The sequence below is a fragment of the Sulfurimonas sp. genome (assembly GCF_023228785.1).
Classification (GTDB): domain Bacteria; phylum Campylobacterota; class Campylobacteria; order Campylobacterales; family Sulfurimonadaceae; genus Sulfurimonas.
The window spans coordinates 15,124-34,942 of sequence record NZ_JALOAN010000016.1; the positions used below are offsets into that span (position 1 = coordinate 15,124).

Annotated in this window: 19 protein-coding genes; 16 read left to right on the top strand and 3 right to left on the bottom strand. The window is 32.0% G+C overall.

Annotated elements, in window-relative coordinates; translation table 11 throughout:
- Positions 1-56: 56 nt before the first annotated feature.
- The 6 genes from dnaA to M0Q24_RS05680 all read left to right on the top strand — a co-directional run bounded on the left by dnaA (position 57) and on the right by M0Q24_RS05680 (position 7,356).
- The gene (gene dnaA, locus M0Q24_RS05655) at positions 57-1,364 is read left to right on the top strand and encodes a chromosomal replication initiator protein DnaA (protein WP_295048296.1); all 1,308 of its coding nucleotides are present in this window, start codon (positions 57-59) and stop codon (positions 1,362-1,364) included.
- Positions 1,365-1,539: 175 nt separating this feature from the next.
- Positions 1,540-2,607, top strand: coding sequence for a DNA polymerase III subunit beta (gene dnaN, locus M0Q24_RS05660; protein WP_295048298.1), 1,068 nt, complete (start codon positions 1,540-1,542; stop codon positions 2,605-2,607).
- 181 nt (positions 2,608-2,788) lie between these two features.
- Positions 2,789-5,101 carry a DNA topoisomerase (ATP-hydrolyzing) subunit B gene (gene gyrB, locus M0Q24_RS05665; RefSeq protein ID WP_295048301.1) on the top strand — a complete coding sequence of 771 codons (2,313 nt, stop codon included), beginning with the start codon at positions 2,789-2,791 and terminating at the stop codon, positions 5,099-5,101.
- Positions 5,102-5,107: 6 nt separating this feature from the next.
- Positions 5,108-6,493, top strand: a complete 1,386-nt coding sequence (locus M0Q24_RS05670) for a GGDEF domain-containing protein (protein WP_295048303.1) — start codon at positions 5,108-5,110, stop codon at positions 6,491-6,493.
- Positions 6,490-6,867, top strand: a complete 378-nt coding sequence (gene queF / locus M0Q24_RS05675) for a preQ(1) synthase (protein WP_295048305.1) — start codon at positions 6,490-6,492, stop codon at positions 6,865-6,867. Before M0Q24_RS05670 ends, queF begins: the two co-directional genes overlap by 4 nt.
- Before the next feature lie 15 nt (positions 6,868-6,882).
- On the top strand, positions 6,883-7,356 hold the full coding sequence (locus M0Q24_RS05680; RefSeq protein ID WP_295048306.1) for a hypothetical protein: 474 nt from the start codon (positions 6,883-6,885) through the stop codon (positions 7,354-7,356).
- Here M0Q24_RS05680 and M0Q24_RS05685 read toward each other — a convergent pair.
- Positions 7,343-8,593, bottom strand: a complete 1,251-nt coding sequence (locus tag M0Q24_RS05685) for a CCA tRNA nucleotidyltransferase (RefSeq protein WP_295048307.1) — start codon at positions 8,591-8,593, stop codon at positions 7,343-7,345. The genes M0Q24_RS05680 and M0Q24_RS05685 overlap by 14 nt on opposite strands.
- A 261-nt stretch (positions 8,594-8,854) precedes the next feature.
- Here M0Q24_RS05685 and typA point away from each other — a divergent pair, with 261 nt between their 5' ends.
- Positions 8,855-10,663 carry a translational GTPase TypA gene (gene typA / locus M0Q24_RS05690; protein WP_295048309.1) on the top strand — a complete coding sequence of 603 codons (1,809 nt, stop codon included), beginning with the start codon at positions 8,855-8,857 and terminating at the stop codon, positions 10,661-10,663.
- A gap of 144 nt (positions 10,664-10,807) precedes the next feature.
- Here typA and M0Q24_RS05695 read toward each other — a convergent pair whose 3' ends face one another.
- Positions 10,808-11,686, bottom strand: coding sequence for a bifunctional methionine sulfoxide reductase B/A protein (locus M0Q24_RS05695; RefSeq protein WP_295048362.1), 879 nt, complete (start codon positions 11,684-11,686; stop codon positions 10,808-10,810).
- Between the two features lie 228 nt (positions 11,687-11,914).
- On the opposite strand from M0Q24_RS05695, the gene M0Q24_RS05700 reads away from it, so the two are divergent.
- The 9 genes from M0Q24_RS05700 to dgt all read left to right on the top strand — a co-directional run bounded on the left by M0Q24_RS05700 (position 11,915) and on the right by dgt (position 18,672).
- Positions 11,915-12,937, top strand: a complete 1,023-nt coding sequence (locus M0Q24_RS05700; RefSeq protein ID WP_295048311.1) for a ribonucleotide-diphosphate reductase subunit beta — start codon at positions 11,915-11,917, stop codon at positions 12,935-12,937.
- Between the two features lie 32 nt (positions 12,938-12,969).
- The gene (locus M0Q24_RS05705; protein ID WP_295048313.1) at positions 12,970-13,452 is read left to right on the top strand and encodes a DsrE family protein; all 483 of its coding nucleotides are present in this window, start codon (positions 12,970-12,972) and stop codon (positions 13,450-13,452) included.
- A 49-nt stretch (positions 13,453-13,501) separates the two neighbouring features.
- Complete coding sequence (locus M0Q24_RS05710; RefSeq protein ID WP_295048315.1) at positions 13,502-13,993, top strand: hypothetical protein; 492 nt, start codon at positions 13,502-13,504, stop codon at positions 13,991-13,993.
- Between the two features lie 44 nt (positions 13,994-14,037).
- Positions 14,038-14,676: a protein-L-isoaspartate(D-aspartate) O-methyltransferase gene (locus tag M0Q24_RS05715; RefSeq protein WP_295048317.1), complete on the top strand. Its 639-nt coding sequence runs from the start codon at positions 14,038-14,040 to the stop codon at positions 14,674-14,676.
- Positions 14,677-14,746: 70 nt separating this feature from the next.
- A complete protein-coding gene (locus tag M0Q24_RS05720; protein WP_295048320.1) occupies positions 14,747-15,574 on the top strand; it encodes an FAD-dependent thymidylate synthase in 828 nt (275 codons plus the stop codon).
- A 2-nt stretch (positions 15,575-15,576) separates the two neighbouring features.
- Positions 15,577-15,795, top strand: a complete 219-nt coding sequence (locus M0Q24_RS05725; protein WP_295048322.1) for a hypothetical protein — start codon at positions 15,577-15,579, stop codon at positions 15,793-15,795.
- Between the two features lie 2 nt (positions 15,796-15,797).
- Positions 15,798-16,961, top strand: coding sequence for a diguanylate cyclase (locus M0Q24_RS05730; RefSeq protein WP_295048323.1), 1,164 nt, complete (start codon positions 15,798-15,800; stop codon positions 16,959-16,961).
- Positions 16,962-17,008: 47 nt separating this feature from the next.
- Positions 17,009-17,575, top strand: a complete 567-nt coding sequence (locus tag M0Q24_RS05735; RefSeq protein ID WP_295048324.1) for an alkylphosphonate utilization protein — start codon at positions 17,009-17,011, stop codon at positions 17,573-17,575.
- Positions 17,575-18,672, top strand: coding sequence for a dGTP triphosphohydrolase (dgt, locus tag M0Q24_RS05740; RefSeq protein WP_295048325.1), 1,098 nt, complete (start codon positions 17,575-17,577; stop codon positions 18,670-18,672). Before M0Q24_RS05735 ends, dgt begins: the two co-directional genes overlap by 1 nt.
- Here the strand turns inward: dgt and M0Q24_RS05745 are convergent.
- Positions 18,667-19,800: a methyl-accepting chemotaxis protein gene (locus M0Q24_RS05745; RefSeq protein ID WP_295048326.1), complete on the bottom strand. Its 1,134-nt coding sequence runs from the start codon at positions 19,798-19,800 to the stop codon at positions 18,667-18,669. The two genes, dgt and M0Q24_RS05745, sit on opposite strands and share 6 nt — an antisense overlap.
- Positions 19,801-19,819 lie beyond the last annotated feature (19 nt).

Consider the following 19,819-nt stretch of genomic DNA (forward strand, 5'->3'; position numbering starts at 1 on the left):
ATTTTATGTAATTATGAGTTACTATTCACATATAAATAATTTAAACAAGGCTTTATGTGAATATAGGTCAAGAAGTTTTAGAACTACTAAGAGAAGAGATAACAGAGTTACAATATAATAGATATATTAAGCAACTCACCTATGATATTAAAAAATCAACAAGTGATATGGCAATTTTTTATGCCCCAAATGCTCTCGTTCTTAACTGGATAAAAAATAAATATACTGAAAAAATAGCTCATCTTTTTGAAATAAAGAGTGGTAATAAAGTCAATGTAAAGATAGCTCTTAAAAATTCAACAAGCCTAAAAGGTAAAAAACCAAAGAATGAGCAAAAACCACAACACTCTTTGTTAAATCCATCTCACACTTTTGATAACTTTATGGTTGGTGGATCTAACCAGTTTGCTTATGCAGCAGTAAAGAGTGTTAGTGAATCAGCTGGAGAAGTTTATAACCCACTCTTTATCTATGGAGGAGTTGGTTTAGGAAAAACCCACCTGATGCAATCAGCTGGAAATGTTTTTCAAAACCAAGGTAAAATTGTTATATATACCTCAGTTGAGCAGTTTTTAAATGATTTTATAAGGCATGTACGAAACAAAACAATGCCATCTTTTCAAGAAAAATATAGAAAATGTGATGTTCTTCTCATTGACGATGTTCAGTTTTTAAGTAACAAAGAAGGAATCCAAGAGGAATTTTTTCATACTTTTGAAGCACTAAAGGGTGCGGGCAAACAGATAATACTAACAGCAGACAAACACCCTAAAAAAATAGGTGGACTAGAAAAAAGACTCCAAAGTAGATTTGAGTGGGGACTAGTTGCAGATATTCAGCCTCCAGAGTTAGAAACTAAAATAGCTATTATAAAAAAGAAATGTGAGATCAATAAAGTCAAACTAACTAATGACATCATAAACTATATAGCTACTGTGATAGAGAGTAATGTTCGTGAAATCGAAGGTATATTATCTAAGCTTCATGCTTATTCACAACTTATGCATATAGATATAGATTTGGCTTTTACAAAAAATGTTTTAAGAGATCAACTCCAAGAAAACAGAGCTAACTTAACACTTGATACTATAACAAACAGTGTAGCAAAAGATCTAAATATAAAACCTACTGAAATTCGTTCAAAAGGTAGAAGTAAAAATCTAGTCTATGCTAGAAGAATTAGTATATATCTATGTCGTGAATTAACTCCAAATACTATGCCACAACTTGCTCAATATTTTGGGATGAAAGATCATACAGCTATTAGTCATACTATCAAAAAGATTAATGAACTAATGAAAAATGATGAAGATTTCAGAGTTAAAATAGAAGAATTGACTAATAAAATAACTTCTGTATCTTAAATGTTATATTTTTCTTTAAAAAAAGATATAATCATAAAAGTGAATAGATGTGAGTAGAGTTACTTTGGTTCATCACATCCAAAAAGCTCTGTTAGTGGGAAGCGAAAAGTGATATTCACATAATCACTCTCTCCTACTACTACTTACTAAATATTATATAATAATAGGAATTCATATGAAGATAACAATCTCTAAATCAATTATAGAAAACATACTAATAAATGCTCAGCCATTTTTAGAAAAAAAAGATACATCTCAAATAACTTCTCATGTCTTTATAAATGTTGATGAAACAAAACTAACTCTAAGAGCAACTGACCAAGAGATAGGTTTTGAAGTATCTACAGATATAGTAAATATTATCTCAACAGGAAGCATTACTGCAAATGGTAAAAAATTCTTAGATATTATTAGAATATTAAAAGATACAGAAATTAACTTAGAAGTTAAAAATGAAATACTTTTTATTTCTCAATCTCATTCAAAGTTTAAATTACCTACTTTTTCACATAATGACTTTCCAGCATTTCCAACATATGAAGGAAAACCTCGTATATCTATAGATTCACACTCACTTATAGATTCACTTAAAAAAATAACTCCAGCTATAGACACTAACAATCCTAAATTTGAATTAAATGGTGCACTTATAGATATAAAACAAGATAGTATAAACTTTGCTTCAACTGATACTAGAAGATTAGCTATTGTAACAATAGCTAATACAAGTGATAATGAACTATCCATTATTATCCCTAAAAAAGCAATAGTTGAGATCCAAAAACTTTTCTTTGATGATATAGAAATGTATTATGATGATACAAATCTTATTATTCACTCTAAACAGTACACATTTTTTACAAAGCTTATAAATGGAAAGTTTCCTGAATATACAAGAATTATTCCAAAAGAGATTAAAAACTCTTTAGTCCTACCAAAAGCTAAAATGATTGAATCTATTAAACAGATAACTACAATTTCATCAGACGTAAAAATTAGTTTTTTAAATGATTTGATTATATTTGAATCACTAAGTGATGATAATATAGAAGCAAAAACTGAGATAAACTTCACAACAAATTTTAGTGAAGATTTTGTTATAGCAATTAATTCAAGATATTTATTGGATTTTTTAAATAGCATAAATTCATCAGAATTTGTCATAGGACTAAATGAAGGAAATCTTCCTTTTGTTTTAATGGATGGTAATTTTAAAACAGTAGTAATGCCAATAGTTATATAAAATTTCAATAATTTACTTCACATTATGTGAAGTAAATACTCTGCAAACTCACAAAAACACATCATAAAACTTTATTTTAATAAAGATTGGATAAAATGTCTCTAATTATGTCATGACTATCTTTTTAAATAAAGATATCTATCTTGTGACTATATATGAGAATTTTATAGTAGGAAGAATAATGGAACAAAATTATGGTGCTAGTAATATTAAAGTCTTAAAAGGTTTAGAGGCTGTTCGTAAGCGTCCTGGTATGTATATTGGTGATACTGGTCATCGTGGCTTACATCATTTAGTTTATGAAGTTATAGATAACTCTATAGATGAAGCGATGGCTGGACATTGTGACACTATAAATGTGACACTTACTAAAAATAATAGTTGTATAGTTGGAGATAATGGTCGTGGTATTCCAACAGATATGCATCCAACTGAGGGAATTAGTGCTGCAACAGTTGCTTTAACTGTTTTACACGCTGGTGGAAAGTTTGACAAAGATACTTATAAAGTCTCTGGTGGACTTCATGGTGTTGGTGTCTCTGTTGTAAATGCACTCTCTTCTGATCTTAAGATGACAATAAATAAAAATGGCGAAAAATTTGAGCAAAGTTTTAAAAAAGGTATACCTTTAGAACCTTTAGCTGTTATAGGAAAGAGTAGAAAGTCTGGAACTACTATTGAATTTAGTGCAGATCCTAGTATTTTTACAGATACTATTACTTTTGACTTTGAATACTTAGCAAAAAGATTTAAAGAGCTTGCGTATTTAAATCCATTTATTACAATTAACTTTAAAGATGAGAGATCTAATGTTAGTGAATCTTACCACTTTGAGGGTGGTATAGCTCAGTATGTAGAAGATATGAATAAAAAAACTGCAGTAACATCAGTTTACTCTTTTAGTACAAAAATAGAAGATATAGAGTTCGATATTGCTCTAATGTATAACGAAACTTATGATGAAAAACTTGCATCTTTTGTAAACAACATAAGAACTCCAAATGGTGGTACTCATGAAGCTGGTTTTCGTGCTGGACTAACTCGTGTTATATCAAACTATAACGCTAAAAATGGAGCTGCTAAAGAGAAAGATATTAAAATATCTGGAGATGATGTAAAAGAAGGACTTATAGCTATAGTTTCTGTTCGTGTTCCAGAGCCTCAGTTTGAGGGACAAACAAAAGGAAAACTAGGTAACACTTATGTTAGACCTCTTGTTCAAAAGTCTACTTATGAGCTTTTATCTAAGTACTTTGAAGAAACACCTATAGAAGCAAAAGCGATAGTAAATAAAGCTCTTATGGCTGCTCGTGGTCGTGAGGCTGCTAAAAAAGCAAGAGAATTAACTCGTAGAAAAGATGTTATGAGTGTTGGAACTCTTCCTGGAAAACTAGCCGATTGTCAAAGTAAAGATGCAAGTATTTGTGAACTATACTTAGTCGAAGGTGACTCTGCTGGTGGATCTGCAAAGATGGGTAGAGATCGTGTTTTTCAAGCAATACTGCCACTAAAAGGTAAAATCTTAAATGTTGAAAAATCAAGACTAGACAAGATCTTAAAGTCAGAAGAGATAACAAATATGATCACGGCTATGGGTTGTGGAATTGGTGAAGAATATAATGAAGATAAACTTCGTTATCATAAAATCATCATAATGACCGATGCCGATGTCGATGGATCTCATATTCAAACTCTACTACTTACATTTTTCTTCCGTCACTTCCGTGATGTAGTTGAAAAAGGATATCTTTATTTAGCTCAACCTCCTCTATATCGTTATAAAAAAGGTAAGAAAGAGATCTACTTTAAAGATGATAGAGAGATGAATGCTTTCTTAATTGAAAATGGTGTTGAATCTTTAGAGATGCAAGGTGTTGGACAAAACGATCTTATAGAGTTTTTTAAGATGGTTGATCACTATAGAGGTTCACTTATTGCACTAGAGAGAAGATATTCACTTATTAGTTTGATTCGTCACTTTATAGAAAATTCAGACCTTATAGGTTTAGATATTAAAGCTATGTATGAAGAGATTGAAAAATTTTTACTCTCAAATGGAAATAATATATTAACTAAGACAGTAAGTGAAGATTCTATACATCTCTATGTTCAAACAAAAGGTGGAATGGAAGAGTTACTTATAAATGATGATCTATTTGCAGCTCCACACTTTAATGAAGCTAGTTATGTATTTAAAAAGATTCAAGAGTGGGATTTAACTTTTGAAGAAGATATTATTGATGTATTAGAGGGTATTAACGATTATGCTAAAAAAGGTGCATATATTCAGCGCTATAAAGGTCTAGGTGAGATGAATCCAGATCAGCTTTGGGAAACTACTATGACTCCTGAAAATCGTGTCTTACTTCAAGTTACTATAGACGATGCAGAAGCGGCATCTGATGCATTTGTTCTATTTATGGGTGATGAAGTTGAACCTCGTCGTAATTATATAGAAACACATGCTAAAGATGTTAAACATTTAGATGTCTAAAAATATATGCTACTTCCAGAGATAAAAGAGAGAGAATACCGTTTTAAGTTAGCACTTAGAATGGGACTTCCTATCTTTTCTCTTATACTTTTATTTATTTCTCACAAACTTATAAGCGATTATGAAGCAATAGACACCTCATTTTATGTAGAGATACTTATACTTTTTTTATTTAGTATATATTTTATTTTTTATATTATCTATAAAAGTTTTGATATTAGGATAACAGAATCTGTATCTAAAACTTTTACAAGAGAATATATTTTCAAATATTTACAAAGAGATATAAATATATATGAAAAATATACTCTTATCTTGATAAGTATTGATAATATTGACAATATAAACAATAGGTATAGTATAAAAAATGGAGATAAAGTAATAAGAGAAGTAATCTCATGGATAGAAAAATATCTAAAGAGTAAAGATATAACACACTTTCCTATGGGACATATAAAAGGCGGAGATTTTGTTATAGGGTTAAGAGGTCAAAAAGAAGAATTTACTTCTTTAGTTGATATGCTATTTTTAAAAAGTGACGAGTTTATAGTAGATGAGATTGAAGTTAAATTAAGTGGAGCTGTTACAGATACAAACTTTTCAAATGAAGTAGAATATCTTATAGAAGATCTTTTTGAGACACAAGATAGAAATAGAAAAAATTTATCTAAAAACAAAGAAAATATAAATCCGCATATGGAAGAATCATTTGTAGAAAATGCCGTTAAAAATAGACTCTTCGAAATTATGTATCAAGATGTTTATGAAAAAGAAAAACCTATAATAAAAGAGTGTTTTGTAAAGTTAAAAGAAACAGATGGGAAAATTATCCATCAAAAAACATATATGAAAATATTGGATAAATTGGGATTGAGACTTGAATTTGACTTAAAAGTTTTAGAAGAAATTATTTTTAAATGCAATGAAAATGAAGATAATATATATGCTATAAATATATCACCAACATCTATTAGAAATCCTAGTTTTATCTTTAAAGTCAAAAAACTTTTAAATAAAAAATATAAAATAATTTTTATATTACATGAATTAGACTATTATTCACAAATAAGTAAGTATAATGAAACTCTACAACGCTTAAGAAACATGGGCATAATGATTGCCATAGATAGACTTGGTTCTATTCATACAAGTTTTTTATATTTAAGAGATCTAGAAATAGATCTAGTTAGATATGACTCTTTTTACACAAAAGATAGACAATATATAGATATTATAAAAGGTTTTAACCTTATGGCACATGAAAAAGGTGTAAAAACTTGGATAAAGATGATAGAATCTTATGAAACTCTACAAAAGTTTAAAGAGTTGAATATAGACTATTTACAGGGAAACTATATCTCTGAAATAACAAATAAGGAAGAAAATATATGAAGTATGGCGAAAAAATTGTCAATGAGTTTGATATTGAAAAAGATTTAGAAATATGGCCAAATAAATATAAAAGAAATTATCTTATAAAAATGACACTTCCAGAATTCTCTTGTTTGTGTCCTAGAAGTGGATATCCAGACTATGCAACTATATATTTGGAATATACTCCAGATGAGTTTGTAGTAGAATTAAAGGCTATGAAACTCTATATAAACTCTTTTAGAGATAAGCATGTCTCACATGAAAATAGTGCAAATGAAATATATGAAGCACTTGAGAAAAAAATAAAACCTAAATACATGAAGATTGTAGCTGATTATAACCCACGTGGGAATGTTCACACAGTTATAGAGATAGATAGTTCAAAATTATAAGAGATAGAGGTAGATATGTTTTCAAATATGCTAGGTAAAATAGGAATCTCTAAAAATGATAAAGAAAAAAAACATAATGAATTAGTTGAGAGAATCTCAAAGATGAATCTAACAGATATGAGATCATATATTAATAACAGAATTTCTGATTTGCCTGTAAGTGCAGATGGTTTAGAAGAGGTTTTAAAAAGGCTTCTTGAAGTAGATGAAAAAACTCAAAAAAGATATATAGATATAGAAGATATGGATAGCAAGATAAGAAAAGGGCTTGATCTTATAATAAATATCTTAGCAAATAGAAAATTATCTATTGAAGCAATAGAAGCAGCAATAGAGCTGTTCGAAGTTTCAAAAGAGATGATAGAGAAGTACGATACAGACAATAAACAAATATATCTTTCTAAAATAAGAGAATCTTTAAATAAAGCCATTGAAAATATGAATAAAAAGAGTGAAATTCAAAGAAAAATGGGTGTTATTGGTAGTTAGGTAAATTTTTATTTAACCATTTTAATGCCTCTTCTTTATTAGAAAATTCTTCTCTCATTTGAGCCTCATAGCCTGCATCTAATATCTTAGAAAAAGCAATTGAGGGTTTTAACCCCAATAAAATTAAATCTTTTCCCATTATAATAGCCTCTAATTTTTTCTCTATCACTCCTAACTCTTTTGCTCTTAAATATATAGTTTTGCCAACACCAGATAAAACATCACCTAAAATACAAAGATGCTCTATATTTACAAAACTTGCTAGTTTATAAATATCATAATTATTTACTTCACAACAAGAGAGTTTTAAAAGTTGTGTAAATTGAGTTTTAAGAGTTAAAATTTCTTTTAAGAGAAACTTATCATCACTTAAGGATATAACAAATTCTTTAGTTTGAACTTCATCAAATCTATAACAAAGAATGGCTAACATCAAGATCTCGTTAGTTTTAATGTTAGCAGTTAGTTTGGATGTAAATCTATCTAGCGCATCCATAATAAGATGCCAGTTATCTTGAGTTAAAAGAGATAGGTTTTTAAAATACTTTAATGCACCGAGTTCTTTTAAAAGTTCAAAACCAATCGAAGGCTTGGTAGATCTAAGTAAAATCTTCTTAATCTCTTCATAAATTCTCTCTTTAGGAAGCTCTTGAAGAGCATCTTGTCTAATCATCTTAAAACATAAGCTAAATAGCTCTTCGTGCATTGCAAACTCATATCTTGAACAAAAGCCCACTGCTCTTAAAACCCTTAGAGGATCGTCTGTAAATGTCTTTATATCAACCATCTTAAGAGTTTTTTCTTTTAAATCTTCAAGACCATTAAAAGGATCAAGTAAAGTTTTGTCGTGAACATCAAATCCAATAGCATTAATAGTAAAATCTCTTCTTCTTGCAGCCTCTTTAAAATCAAGATCTTTGTCTATTTTTATATCAAATCCTAAGTGTCCAGATCCAATTTTTGAATCAAGTCTAGGAAGAGTAAAATCTAAGTCGTAACTCTGCATCTTTAGTTTACAAACTCCAAAACTTTTTCCAACAATATTTAAATCTCCGAACTCTTCTAAGATATTTTGCAATTTTTCAAAGCTTTTTACATTATAAACTTCAATATCTATATCATTTGACTCAAAGTTAAGTAAAGTATCTCTAATATATCCACCAACTATAATGGCTTTTGCGTTTTTAGACTTTAGTTTATCAAAGATTTTTTCTAAAAAGTTTGGATAATCAATCATTTCTTCTCTTATAGTTTGATTTTAATAATTTTACTTAAAAACCAATATTATGAATTCTAATATCCGTTTTTAAGATTATATTTTGAGATATTATAACAATAAAATGCACATTAATATCAGATATTTTAAAATTTGTAACTAAATTTGGCAAGAACTAAAGCTTATTTTGATACAATCGCGGAAATTTTTTCCATCTCTATAAAGAAGTGCTCTACTGCTTCTTTAACACTAAAATTTGGAAATATCAATGGAGAAAGATTAATGCAAAAGATTAGAAATATTGCAGTTATTGCACACGTTGACCATGGTAAGACTACAATTGTTGATGGATTGTTAGAACAATCAGGAACATATGGAAGTCATGAACAACATGATGAAAGAGCTATGGATTCAAATGCTATAGAAAAAGAAAGAGGAATCACAATTCTTTCTAAAAACACAGCTATTCGATATAAAGACTATAAGATCAATATTATCGATACTCCGGGTCACGCTGACTTTGGTGGAGAAGTTGAGCGTGTTCTTAAAATGGTTGATGGTGTTTTAGTTTTAGTTGATGCTTACGAAGGTGTTATGCCACAAACAAAGTTTGTTGTAAAAAAGATGTTAGCGTTAGGTAAAAAACCTATTGTTGTTATAAACAAAATTGACAAAGCGTCGGCTGATCCAGATCGCGTTGTTGATGAAATGTTTGACCTCTTTGCAGACATGGGTGCAACAGATGAACAACAAGATTTTCCAGTTATATATGCAGCAGCTCGTGATGGTATAGCAAAGCTAGATCTAGCACAAGAGGGTGGAGATTTTCAATGTATTTTTGAAACTATTTTAAAACACATTCCTGAACCTGAGGGAGATAGAGAAAACCCTACTCAAGCACAAGTTTTTACACTTGACTATGATAACTATGTTGGAAAGATAGGAATTTCTCGTATTTTTAATGGTGTTATAAACAAAGGTGATCAAGTTTTACTAGCTAAAGCCGATGGCGCACTAGTAAAGGGAAAAATTACTAAACTTATTGGTTTTCACGGACTAAACCGTATGGAGATAGAGCAAGCAGAAGCTGGAGATATTGTTGCATTTGCAGGACTTGAGACTGTTGATGTTGGAGATACTATTTGTGATCCTGCAAATCCAGTTCCACTAGATCCAATGCATATTGAAGAGCCGACTCTAACAGTTGTATTTTCTGTAAATGACTCACCACTTGCTGGTCAAGAGGGAAAACATGTAACATCAAACAAACTAAGAGAGCGTTTAGATGCTGAGATGCAAACAAATGTTGCTATGAAGTTAGAAGTTGTAGGTGAAGGTAAGTTTAAAGTTTCAGGTCGTGGAGAGCTTCAAATCACTGTTTTAGCTGAAAATATGCGTCGTGAAGATTATGAGTTTGGTGTATCTCGTCCTGAAGTTATTGTAAAAGAGATAGAAGGCGTTAAATGTGAACCATTTGAGCATTTAGTTATTGATGTACCAGAAGAACTAAGTGGTTCAGTTATTGAGAGACTTGGCAAGAGAAAAGCTGAAATGAAATCAATGTTACCAATGGGACAAGGTTTTCAAAGAATTGAGTTTGAGATCCCAGCTCGTGCACTTATAGGTTTTCGTGGACAGTTTTTAACAGATACAAAAGGTGAGGGTGTAATGAATCACTCTTTCTTAGAATTTCGTCCATATTCTGGAGGAGTTGAATCAAGAAGTTATGGTGCTTTAGTTTCTATGGAAAATGGCGAAACACTATCTTTTTCACTCTTTAATATCCAAGACCGTGGAGTTTTATTTATAGGGCCACAAACAAAAGTTTATGAAGGAATGATTATTGGTGAGCATTCTCGTTCAAACGACTTAGCAGTAAATCCTATCAAAGGAAAAGCACAGTCAAATGTTCGTTCTTCTGGTGCAGATGAGGCAATCAAACTTATCCCACCTAGAACTATGTCTCTAGAGCGTGCCTTAGAGTGGATAGAAGATGATGAGCTTTTAGAGATAACTCCTAAAAACATTCGTATTCGTAAAAAATACCTAACAGAAAACGAAAGAAAAAGACACTCTAGAGGTAGCAAATAGCCTCTTTTATTTACACATTAAAACGAATTCGTCCGTTTTAATGGCATGGACATTTTGTCCCTTGCAACAAAGGTATTTTAAACTAAAGGCGACATAAATACTCTGTCATAACTTCTTTATGCAGAGGTCGCCAATACAGTTTTCTCAAAACCTTTTTTTATAACTATGACAATATGGAAGTGAGCCTTTCTTTTTGTAGTAGTTTTGATGTCCCTCATCTGCTTTATAAAACTCACTACTATTTAAAATTTTTGTAGCAACTTTATAACCATTTGCTTCAAGCTCTGTTATTAGTTTGTTGATGATCTTTTTTTCATCTTCATTGCTCACAAAGACAGCAGAGAGATATTGTGAACCTATATCTGGACCTTGTCCATTAGCTTGGGTTGGATCGTGGATCTCAAAAAATGTTTTAGCAAGCATCTCATAAGAGATCTTACTCTTATCGTAAATAACTTCAACAGCTTCTAGATGGCCAGTTCTACCAGAGACAACTTCGTAATAACCTGGGTTTTTAACATGACCGCCCATAAAGCCAGAGTGAACTTCTTTTACACCATCTAGTTTTTCTAAGTAGTACTCAACTCCCCAAAAACAACCACCTGCGAAGTAAGCATAGGAGAGAGTCTCATCTTTTGCCCCTTTTGTTTGATCTAGTTTTATAGAGATCGAGTTTACGCAGTGTCTAGTGTTTTTAGGAGTTAATCCCTCACCAAGGAAGACATGACCAAGGTGTCCTCCACAAGTTGCACAAACGATCTCAACGCGTCTTCCATCAGCATCTGGCACTCTCTTTACTGCACCCTCAATTGCATCATCAAAACTAGGCCAACCACAATTTGAGTCAAACTTATCATTTGACTTATAAAGTGGTGTATCACAAATCTTACAAGTGTAGATGCCGTTTGACTTTTCATTTGTATATTTGCCACTAAATGGTCTCTCTGTGCCTTTATGGATAAGCACTCTTTTTTCTTCATCGCTGAGTTGCTCTACTCTTTTTTGATACGGTTCTAAATTCATTGCATTCATTGTTAATATTAGCAGTATGAAAGATATGAAAAACTTCATACGCATCTCCTTTAAGTCTGTATTTAAAACTATTATAATAACTTAAGTATTAAATATACTCACAAAAATAACTAGATTTTTTTGACTCAAGTAAATATTTAGTTTATGATTTTTAAATTTATCAAAACAAAATCTTGAAATGGTATAATCATAAACTTTATTCAAGATAAGTAGGAAGAGATGAAAAGAAAAAATATATATAATCCAGATTCAAAAGAAAATGTAAACGATAGAAAGGTGTTTGGTGGGGATCCAACGGGTATCTTTGAGTTAAATAATATTAAGTATCAGTGGGCATATAATCTTTGGGAAGTGATGTTAAACAACACATGGTTTCCAAAAGAAGTAGATATGACTCGTGATGTAAATGATTATAAAAATCTAACAGAACATGAAAAAGTAGCTTATGATAAGGCTCTTGCACAGTTAATATTTATGGACTCGCTTCAAACTAACAACCTTATAGATAATGTAAATCCATATGTTACATCTCCAGAGATAAACCTAATCCTTGTTCGCCAATCTTTTGAAGAGGCATTACACTCACAATCTTATGCAGTCATGGTTGATAGCATCTCAACAAACTCTGCTGAGATCTACGAGCTTTGGCGTCGTGATATGATGCTAAAGGGTAAAAATGATGCAATTGCAAAAGTTTACCTAGAGCTTGCTGCAAACCCAACTGAACACAACTTTGTAAAAGCATGTTTTGCTAACCAGATATTAGAAGGGATCTACTTTTATAGTGGTTTTACATATATCTATACACTTGCACGTTCTGGTAAAATGCTTGGATCTGCTCAGATGATTAGATTTATCCAAAGAGATGAAGTGACTCACCTAGCGCTGTTTAAAAACCTTATAAATACTCTTAGAAAAGAGAGAGCAGATCTCTTCACTCCTCAACTAAAAGCAGAAGTTATAGAGATGTTTAAAGAGGCAGTTAAGTTAGAGAGTGACTGGGGAAAATACATAACTCAAGGTCAGATCTTAGGTCTAACAAATGATATAGTTGAGCAATATATTCAGTTTTTAGCAGATGATAGACTCGCTTCTGTTGGTTTTGACAAGCTTTATAATGTAAGCAACCCTATAAAATGGGTAGACGATTTTGCTAAGTTTAACGACCAAAAGACTAATTTTTTTGAGGGAACTGTAACGAACTACTCAAAGGGTTCTTTAAATTTTGATGATGATTTCTAAACACTTTTTAGCACATAGTATAAAGGAAAAAAATGGCACATACAAAATCAGGTTTTAGAAATTTTTCAATGAAGAATGTTCTAGTGTTATTATTTATGTTGTTTGGAACTCTTCATGCGAATGAGTATAAAGCTGTATTTGATTGTAGTTCAGGAGATGCTAACTACATAAAAACTCGTATGTGGCTGATTGGTAAAACCATGAGCATGATAGAAGAGAGAGGAGACAAAGCAAACTTTGTTATCACACTTCATGGCTCTTGTGTTCCTATGATTTCAAAAAACTATGATTTTATAGTCAAAGAGAGAGATATAGCAAACACACAACAAGCGCAAGAATACCTCAGAGAATTGGCTCAAAAAAGAGGAGTAAAGGTTATTGCATGCGCAATGAGCTTAGCTTCGAACGCTATTGATAAAGAAGATGTACTCAAGTTTGTTCATATTACGCCTAACAGCTTCATAGATACTATTGGGTACCAAAACAGTGGCTATGCTCTTATGACATTTAAATAATAAAAACTCTTTAAATTTCGATAATAATTTTAATTTAGGAAAAATATAAATGCAAGTAAATTTTACAAAACTATATAGACTTTGGCATCTACTAACGGCTGTTAGTATTTTTGGTATCTTTATAACTTATTATGCAGGTTATGATCAAACACTCAATACTTGGTCAATGTCTATGTTAAATCTTCATACTATTTTTATAGGGATGCTTTTAGGTGGAGTTATAACTAGAGTCTATATGGCTTTAACTGGCATGAACGCTGTTCCACTTATGCATCTCATACGTGCAAAATCAGCATCACAAGCAATAGTAGCCATAGGTTATATAGCGATGTGTACAGCACTTTTAATTACACTAGTTTGTGAGATCTATATACTTTTAGCGCTTGATAATATAACACTAACATGGATCCATGAACTTAGAAATAGCACTCAGCCTATTTTTGTTTTAATGGTTATAGCTCATGTTGTCCATGTTATTTATGAAAATAGAGTTAAAAAAACAGGTACGATAAAAAAACTTTTATGTGCAAGTGATAGTTAATCTAAGCATAGCAAGAAGATACATGGATGTAGGAATAAAATAGTTTGGACAGAATAACAGCAACAAAAACTGCAAGATTAGCAGAAGAGTGTCACCAAAAGTTCGCACTAGATAGAAGTGTAAAAGAAGCAATAGCAAAGACTGATAGAGAGAAATTTGTTCCAATGGGTTTTAAGCATAACGCATATAAACTTGATGCTCTTCCTATGGGCTCAGCTCAGTGGATAAGCTCACCTCTAACAGTTGCCAAAATGACACAATATTTAGAGCCAGATGGTGCAGATAGAGTTTTAGAGATAGGTTGTGGAAGTGGTTATCAAGCTGCAGTTTTGTCACATCTCTTTCGTGGCGTCTTTACAATAGAACGTATAGAATCTTTGATGCTTGAAGCAAAAGCACGCTTTAGAGATCTAAAGATAAACAATATACACACAAGAACCGACGATGGTCAAAATGGTTGGACACAATACGCCCCATATGACAGAATCCTCTTCTCAGCATCTACAAAAAAGATCCCACAAAAACTCTTTGATCAACTAGCTGATGGCGGGATCTTAGTAGCTCCGATGGAAGTAGCTAACAAACAAGTCATAACTAGTTATAGAAAAAATGGCTCATCAATTGAATCAAAAGAACATGAAGTTTGTGACTTTGTACCTGTACTTAACGGAGTTCAAAAGTAAGAGTATATTTCATTAATTCTTTAAAAAGTTTAATAGTGTAAAATAACACTAATTTAAAAAGGGTGAAGTTATGGAAAATATGTACGGCATTCAATATTCTCGACCAGAGGTTATTTTACTCCAAGATACAGGTATTGGAGTAGCTGAAACGGCTGCTAGAACTTGTTATGACTCTTTTTCAAATAGTGAAAATAAAGTTATAAACTACATCGAAGATAATATGCCAGATGCTAAAATGTGCGATGAGATAAATGAAATAGAAGAGTCAAATCTTTTAGGTGATTTGGCTTGGACATATTTTCATCACAGCATCCTAGAACATGCAAACCTTAGTTTTTTAGTTCGTGGGACTTCAAGAGGAGTTTTGCAAGAACACGCAAGACACAGGATCCAAGCCATAAGTGTAAGAAGTACTCGTTATACAATGAGTTCTATTATCAACGCTTTTGTTGCATCAAAGGGAAATAGAGAATTTTTTATATCAAAGATCTTGAACTTTGATATGTTTGTAACTAGTGATAAAGAGTATAATAGACTTGAGATCTCAGCAATGTTTGATAAACTATCATATCAACAAACAAAAGTAGAAAACTTTGATGAGATAGCTATAGCAAAAAGCTCTTTGGATTATTTGCAAGAGTTTAAAGATGACTCTGAGGCTATGTTCAAAGCCCTAGAGAGTGGCAAAAAAAAGCGAAATGTTGGAGATGCTTTTAAGCACATCATCACTGACAATGTCAAAGTAGATATGGTGGTGACTTTTAATCTTAGAAGCCTAAAAAATTACTTCACTCTTCGAGATAGTGGCGCGGCCTTTTTTCAGATCCGCTGGCTAGCCCAGGAGATGATGAGAGTTACACCTACAAAATATCTAAATCTTATAGTAAAAAAGAAGTAAAAATGTACAAATATTTAATTTTAGCAGCACTAATCTTTACTGGTTGTTCAAACATGAAGTTCAATGCAAGTATGTGTGACCAAATAGCAAAAGATCCAAATGCTATAATGCCTCAAGAGTGTAGAAACTATGATGAGAAAGAGGCACAAAAAGCCTTCGATAACACAAAACACAACAAAGTGCAAAGCAAAGAAGATATAGTAGAGTTTAACAAAGAGTAGCCGTGAACCAAATCAAAGCTATCTCTTTAAACTTACTAATACCGCTCTTTATCGCCTCTCTTTTTGCGATAATTCTCTACAATGCACAAAAAATACCAGAGATCCTTTTTGATATAGTTGCATATCTTTTTTATGGGCTAAGTCTTTTAGTTATTTGGGTTTCATGGCATTTTAATCGTAACAGATTTATATTTGTTATCATCCCTCTTATCTTGATCTACTTAGGGTTTGAGTATTTTAGTGCTGCAAAAGCGACACTGCTATTTTTGTATGCATCTATGCTTTATCCTTTTCATCTAATGGTCTTTTTGGTTTTTAAAGAGAGAGGGCTCTTCTCTTTTTGGGGTATTTTAAAGATAGTTTTTGTTGTAGTAGAGATCGCTTTAGTTTTATATCTAATTTACTATCCAAAAGAGAGTATAGAGGCTTACCTCAATGTAAAACTCTTTGCTGCAAACTTTTACCCACTAAAAGATCTTAGTGTTGCCATTGGCATCTTTGTCCTCTTTATAATGCTTGCTTTAGTCTTGTTTGGCAGATACTTAATGTATGCGACTTCTTTTTTCATGCTTCTTTTGACATTTTACGCAGGGCTTTACTTCTTAAAAACTCCAAATGCAACAGAAGTAGCCTTTTTGGCATTTGCGACTATTATTTTTGTGCTTTTAATTCGTGAGTCCTACAGACTTGCTTTTTACGATGAACTCACCTCGCTTCCAGGGCGTAGAGCAATGATCGAAGATATGGCAAAGCTTGGAAGAAAGTACTCTTTAGCGATGTGTGATATAGATTTTTTCAAAAAGTTTAATGACACTTATGGGCATGACACAGGCGATGAAGTTTTAAAAATGGTTGCAGCTAAGTTCTCTGGAGTTAGTGGCGGAGGAAAAGCTTACAGATACGGTGGAGAAGAGTTTGTCATACTCTTTGCATCTAAAGACACAAGTGAATCATTTGCTCATGTAGATGCTCTAAGACAAGAGATCTCGGTTACTCCATTTAGCGTAAGAAATAAAAACAACACTAAAAAGATATTTATAAATATCTCAGCTGGAGTTACACAAAATACGCAAAAAGACAAAGATCCATTTGCAGTTATGAAAAGAGCAGATAATGCACTATATAAAGCTAAAAAAGCAGGAAGAAACCAAGTTATTAAAGGCTAAAAGATATTTGGGCTATAATTGCATTATTATTTTAAAAGGTTAAGAAAATGAGTTTAGAAAAAGAATTGGAAAAAAGAAGTGGTGGTGTTTGTGAATTGTGCGGAAGTAGTGAGGGTTTAAGTGTTTTAGAGATCACACCATCAGATGCAACTTCTAAGACTGCAATCTATGTTTGTAGTAAATGTGCACCGCAGATCCAAGATGCAACTCTTTTAGATGAGGCACACCTAAATTGTTTAAATGACGCTATGTGGAGTGAAACGCCAGTAGTTCAAGTTGTAGCATACAGACTTTTAAATGCTCTTGGTCGCCAAGATCTAGTAGATATGATCTATATGGAAGATGAGTTAAAAGCTTACGCTGACGCAGGTTTGACGAGTGTTAGCTCATCTGAGGAAGCACTTGTACATAAAGATGCAAATGGTGTTGTTTTACAAACTGGGGATACTGTTGTAATCACAAAAGATCTAGATGTAAAAGGTACTACTTTTACAGCAAAAAGAGGAACAGCAGTTAGAAATATAGCACTAGTTCACGACAATAGCGAGCTTATAGAGGGTCGTGTAAATGGTGTAAAGATTCAAATACTAACAAAATTTTTGAAAAAATCTTAATGAAACCTAATGAGCGTTTTTATAATATAGATAGGGACTTTAGAAATCCCTATGCTAGAGATAGAGATAGAATCATCCACTCTGGAAGTTTTAGAAAGTTAGAGTACAAAACTCAAGTCTTCTTAAACCAAGAGGGAGATTTTTTTCGTACACGTCTGACGCACTCTATAGAAGTCTCACAAATCGCTCGCTCAATAACTTCACATCTCGGACTAAATGAATCTTTAGCAGAAGCTATCGCTCTAGCTCACGACTTAGGACATACGCCTTTTGGGCATATTGGAGGTGATACCTTAGATGAGTGTTTAAGAAAAGATGGCTTTAAAAATGGGTTTGAACATAACTTTCAAAGTTTTAGAGTTGTTTCTTATTTAGAAAAACGATACAAAAGTTTTGATGGACTAAACCTTACTTTTGCAACATTAGAAGGGATCTTAAAACATTCATATCCTTATAAAAAGAACTTTTTACCAGAGTGGATCGATGAGGAGTTTAATCTTGATACTCATCCTTCTATTGAAGCTATGATAGTTGATCGTGCCGATGAGATAGCATATATGAGCCATGATATAGATGATGGTATCAACTCTGGACTAATTGACTTTGATGATTTAAGAGAGAGTGAGCTCATACAAGAAATACTTCTAAAAGTAAAATCTGAGGGTATTTTAGAAGATGAAGATGAGATGTTTCGTTATCGTTTTAGCTCACATCTTATAAATCACCTAGTCTACTCTTTGCTAGAGTATTCAAAAGATAAAATAAAGAGTAGTGAAGTATTGAGTGCAACAATAAGCTCAAAAGATGAGATCCCAGTAGGGTTTGCTCCAGAGTTAGAAACAAAGATAAAAAAACTCAAGAAACTTCTCTTTAATAAACTTTATCAACATCAAAATATAGTTATAAAGATGTTTGCAGGAAAACAAGCCATTAGAAGCCTTTATAAAGCCTTGATGCAAGAAGAGAAGATGTTACCAAAATTTTATTATGAGTCACTAGATAAAAAACAAAAACATAGAGTAGTAGCTGATTATATTGCACATATGAGTGATAGACACGCTCTTAGTCTATATAATGAAATGTACGGAAAACTATAAACTAGAAACTTTTTCAACTAGTGCTTTTGTGTTATCGTTTATAACAACAATACTTTCTTTTATCTTGTTTATAGAGACTTTTGTATCTTTCATTTTATCTATTTGCATTTTAGTTAAGTCTCTTGAACTATATGCTTCATCTTTGATTAGCTGGGAGTTTTCTGTATCTTGAAGCCCTTTTTGATGAGTATGCTCTATCTCTGAACTTGATTGTGTAAGACTCTCTTGTAGTATCTCTGATATTGAGACCAACTCAAGTGCTGACTTAGCATTTTCTTCAACACTAGTACTCGCATCTGAGATACTCTGGACTATGACATTTACACTTGCATTTATCTCAGTTAGTGATCTTTGAGTATTCTCAGCAAGTTTTCTTACTTCATCCGCAACTACCGCAAAACCACGCCCATGCTCACCCGCACGTGCTGCTTCTATGGCAGCATTGAGTGCTAGAAGGTTTGTTTTATCAGATATATCTGAGATGATGTTTAAAATATTTTTGATATCTTCAGCATTAATAGTTAAAGATTTTAGGTTCTCACTAAGTATTATTTCGCCCTCATGAGTATGTCTTACTTGCTTTTCAAGTGTAGCCATTTTAGAAACAGATTCGCTTATTTGACTTGAAACACTATTTAGACTCTCTAAAACTTCATTTGAGAACTCTAAATTACTCTCTGATTCAAGAGTTATAGTCTCTAATTTAGTAGATACTTGTGTTGTTAAATCTTCACCTATTTTGAAGTCATCTTCTAAAATTTTAACAGAATCTCTAAGTTGATTTAATTTTGAATGAATTTCATTAGAAGCATCACCAAGCTCGGTTGCCTCACCTACCTTGTCTTTAAACTCATTTATAAGCTCAACCATATGCTTATACTCTTTAGAAAAGTTAAGTTTTAAGTCTATTCTTTGCCCTGATTTGAAGTCTGAGAGGCTTTGTATTATTTTTTTAGCTACATCAACACCGTTGATTTTTTCATCTATATCGTGAATAACAATAACAAGGGCAATCACTACTTGAATTATTTGAGAGATAAGATTGTCTGTAAATACAAAAGCATTTACTATAAGAAGCACTATGCCAATCCAGTGAACTAGTCGCATACGAAGAAAGAGTGAACTCATAACAATTCCTAATATTAAT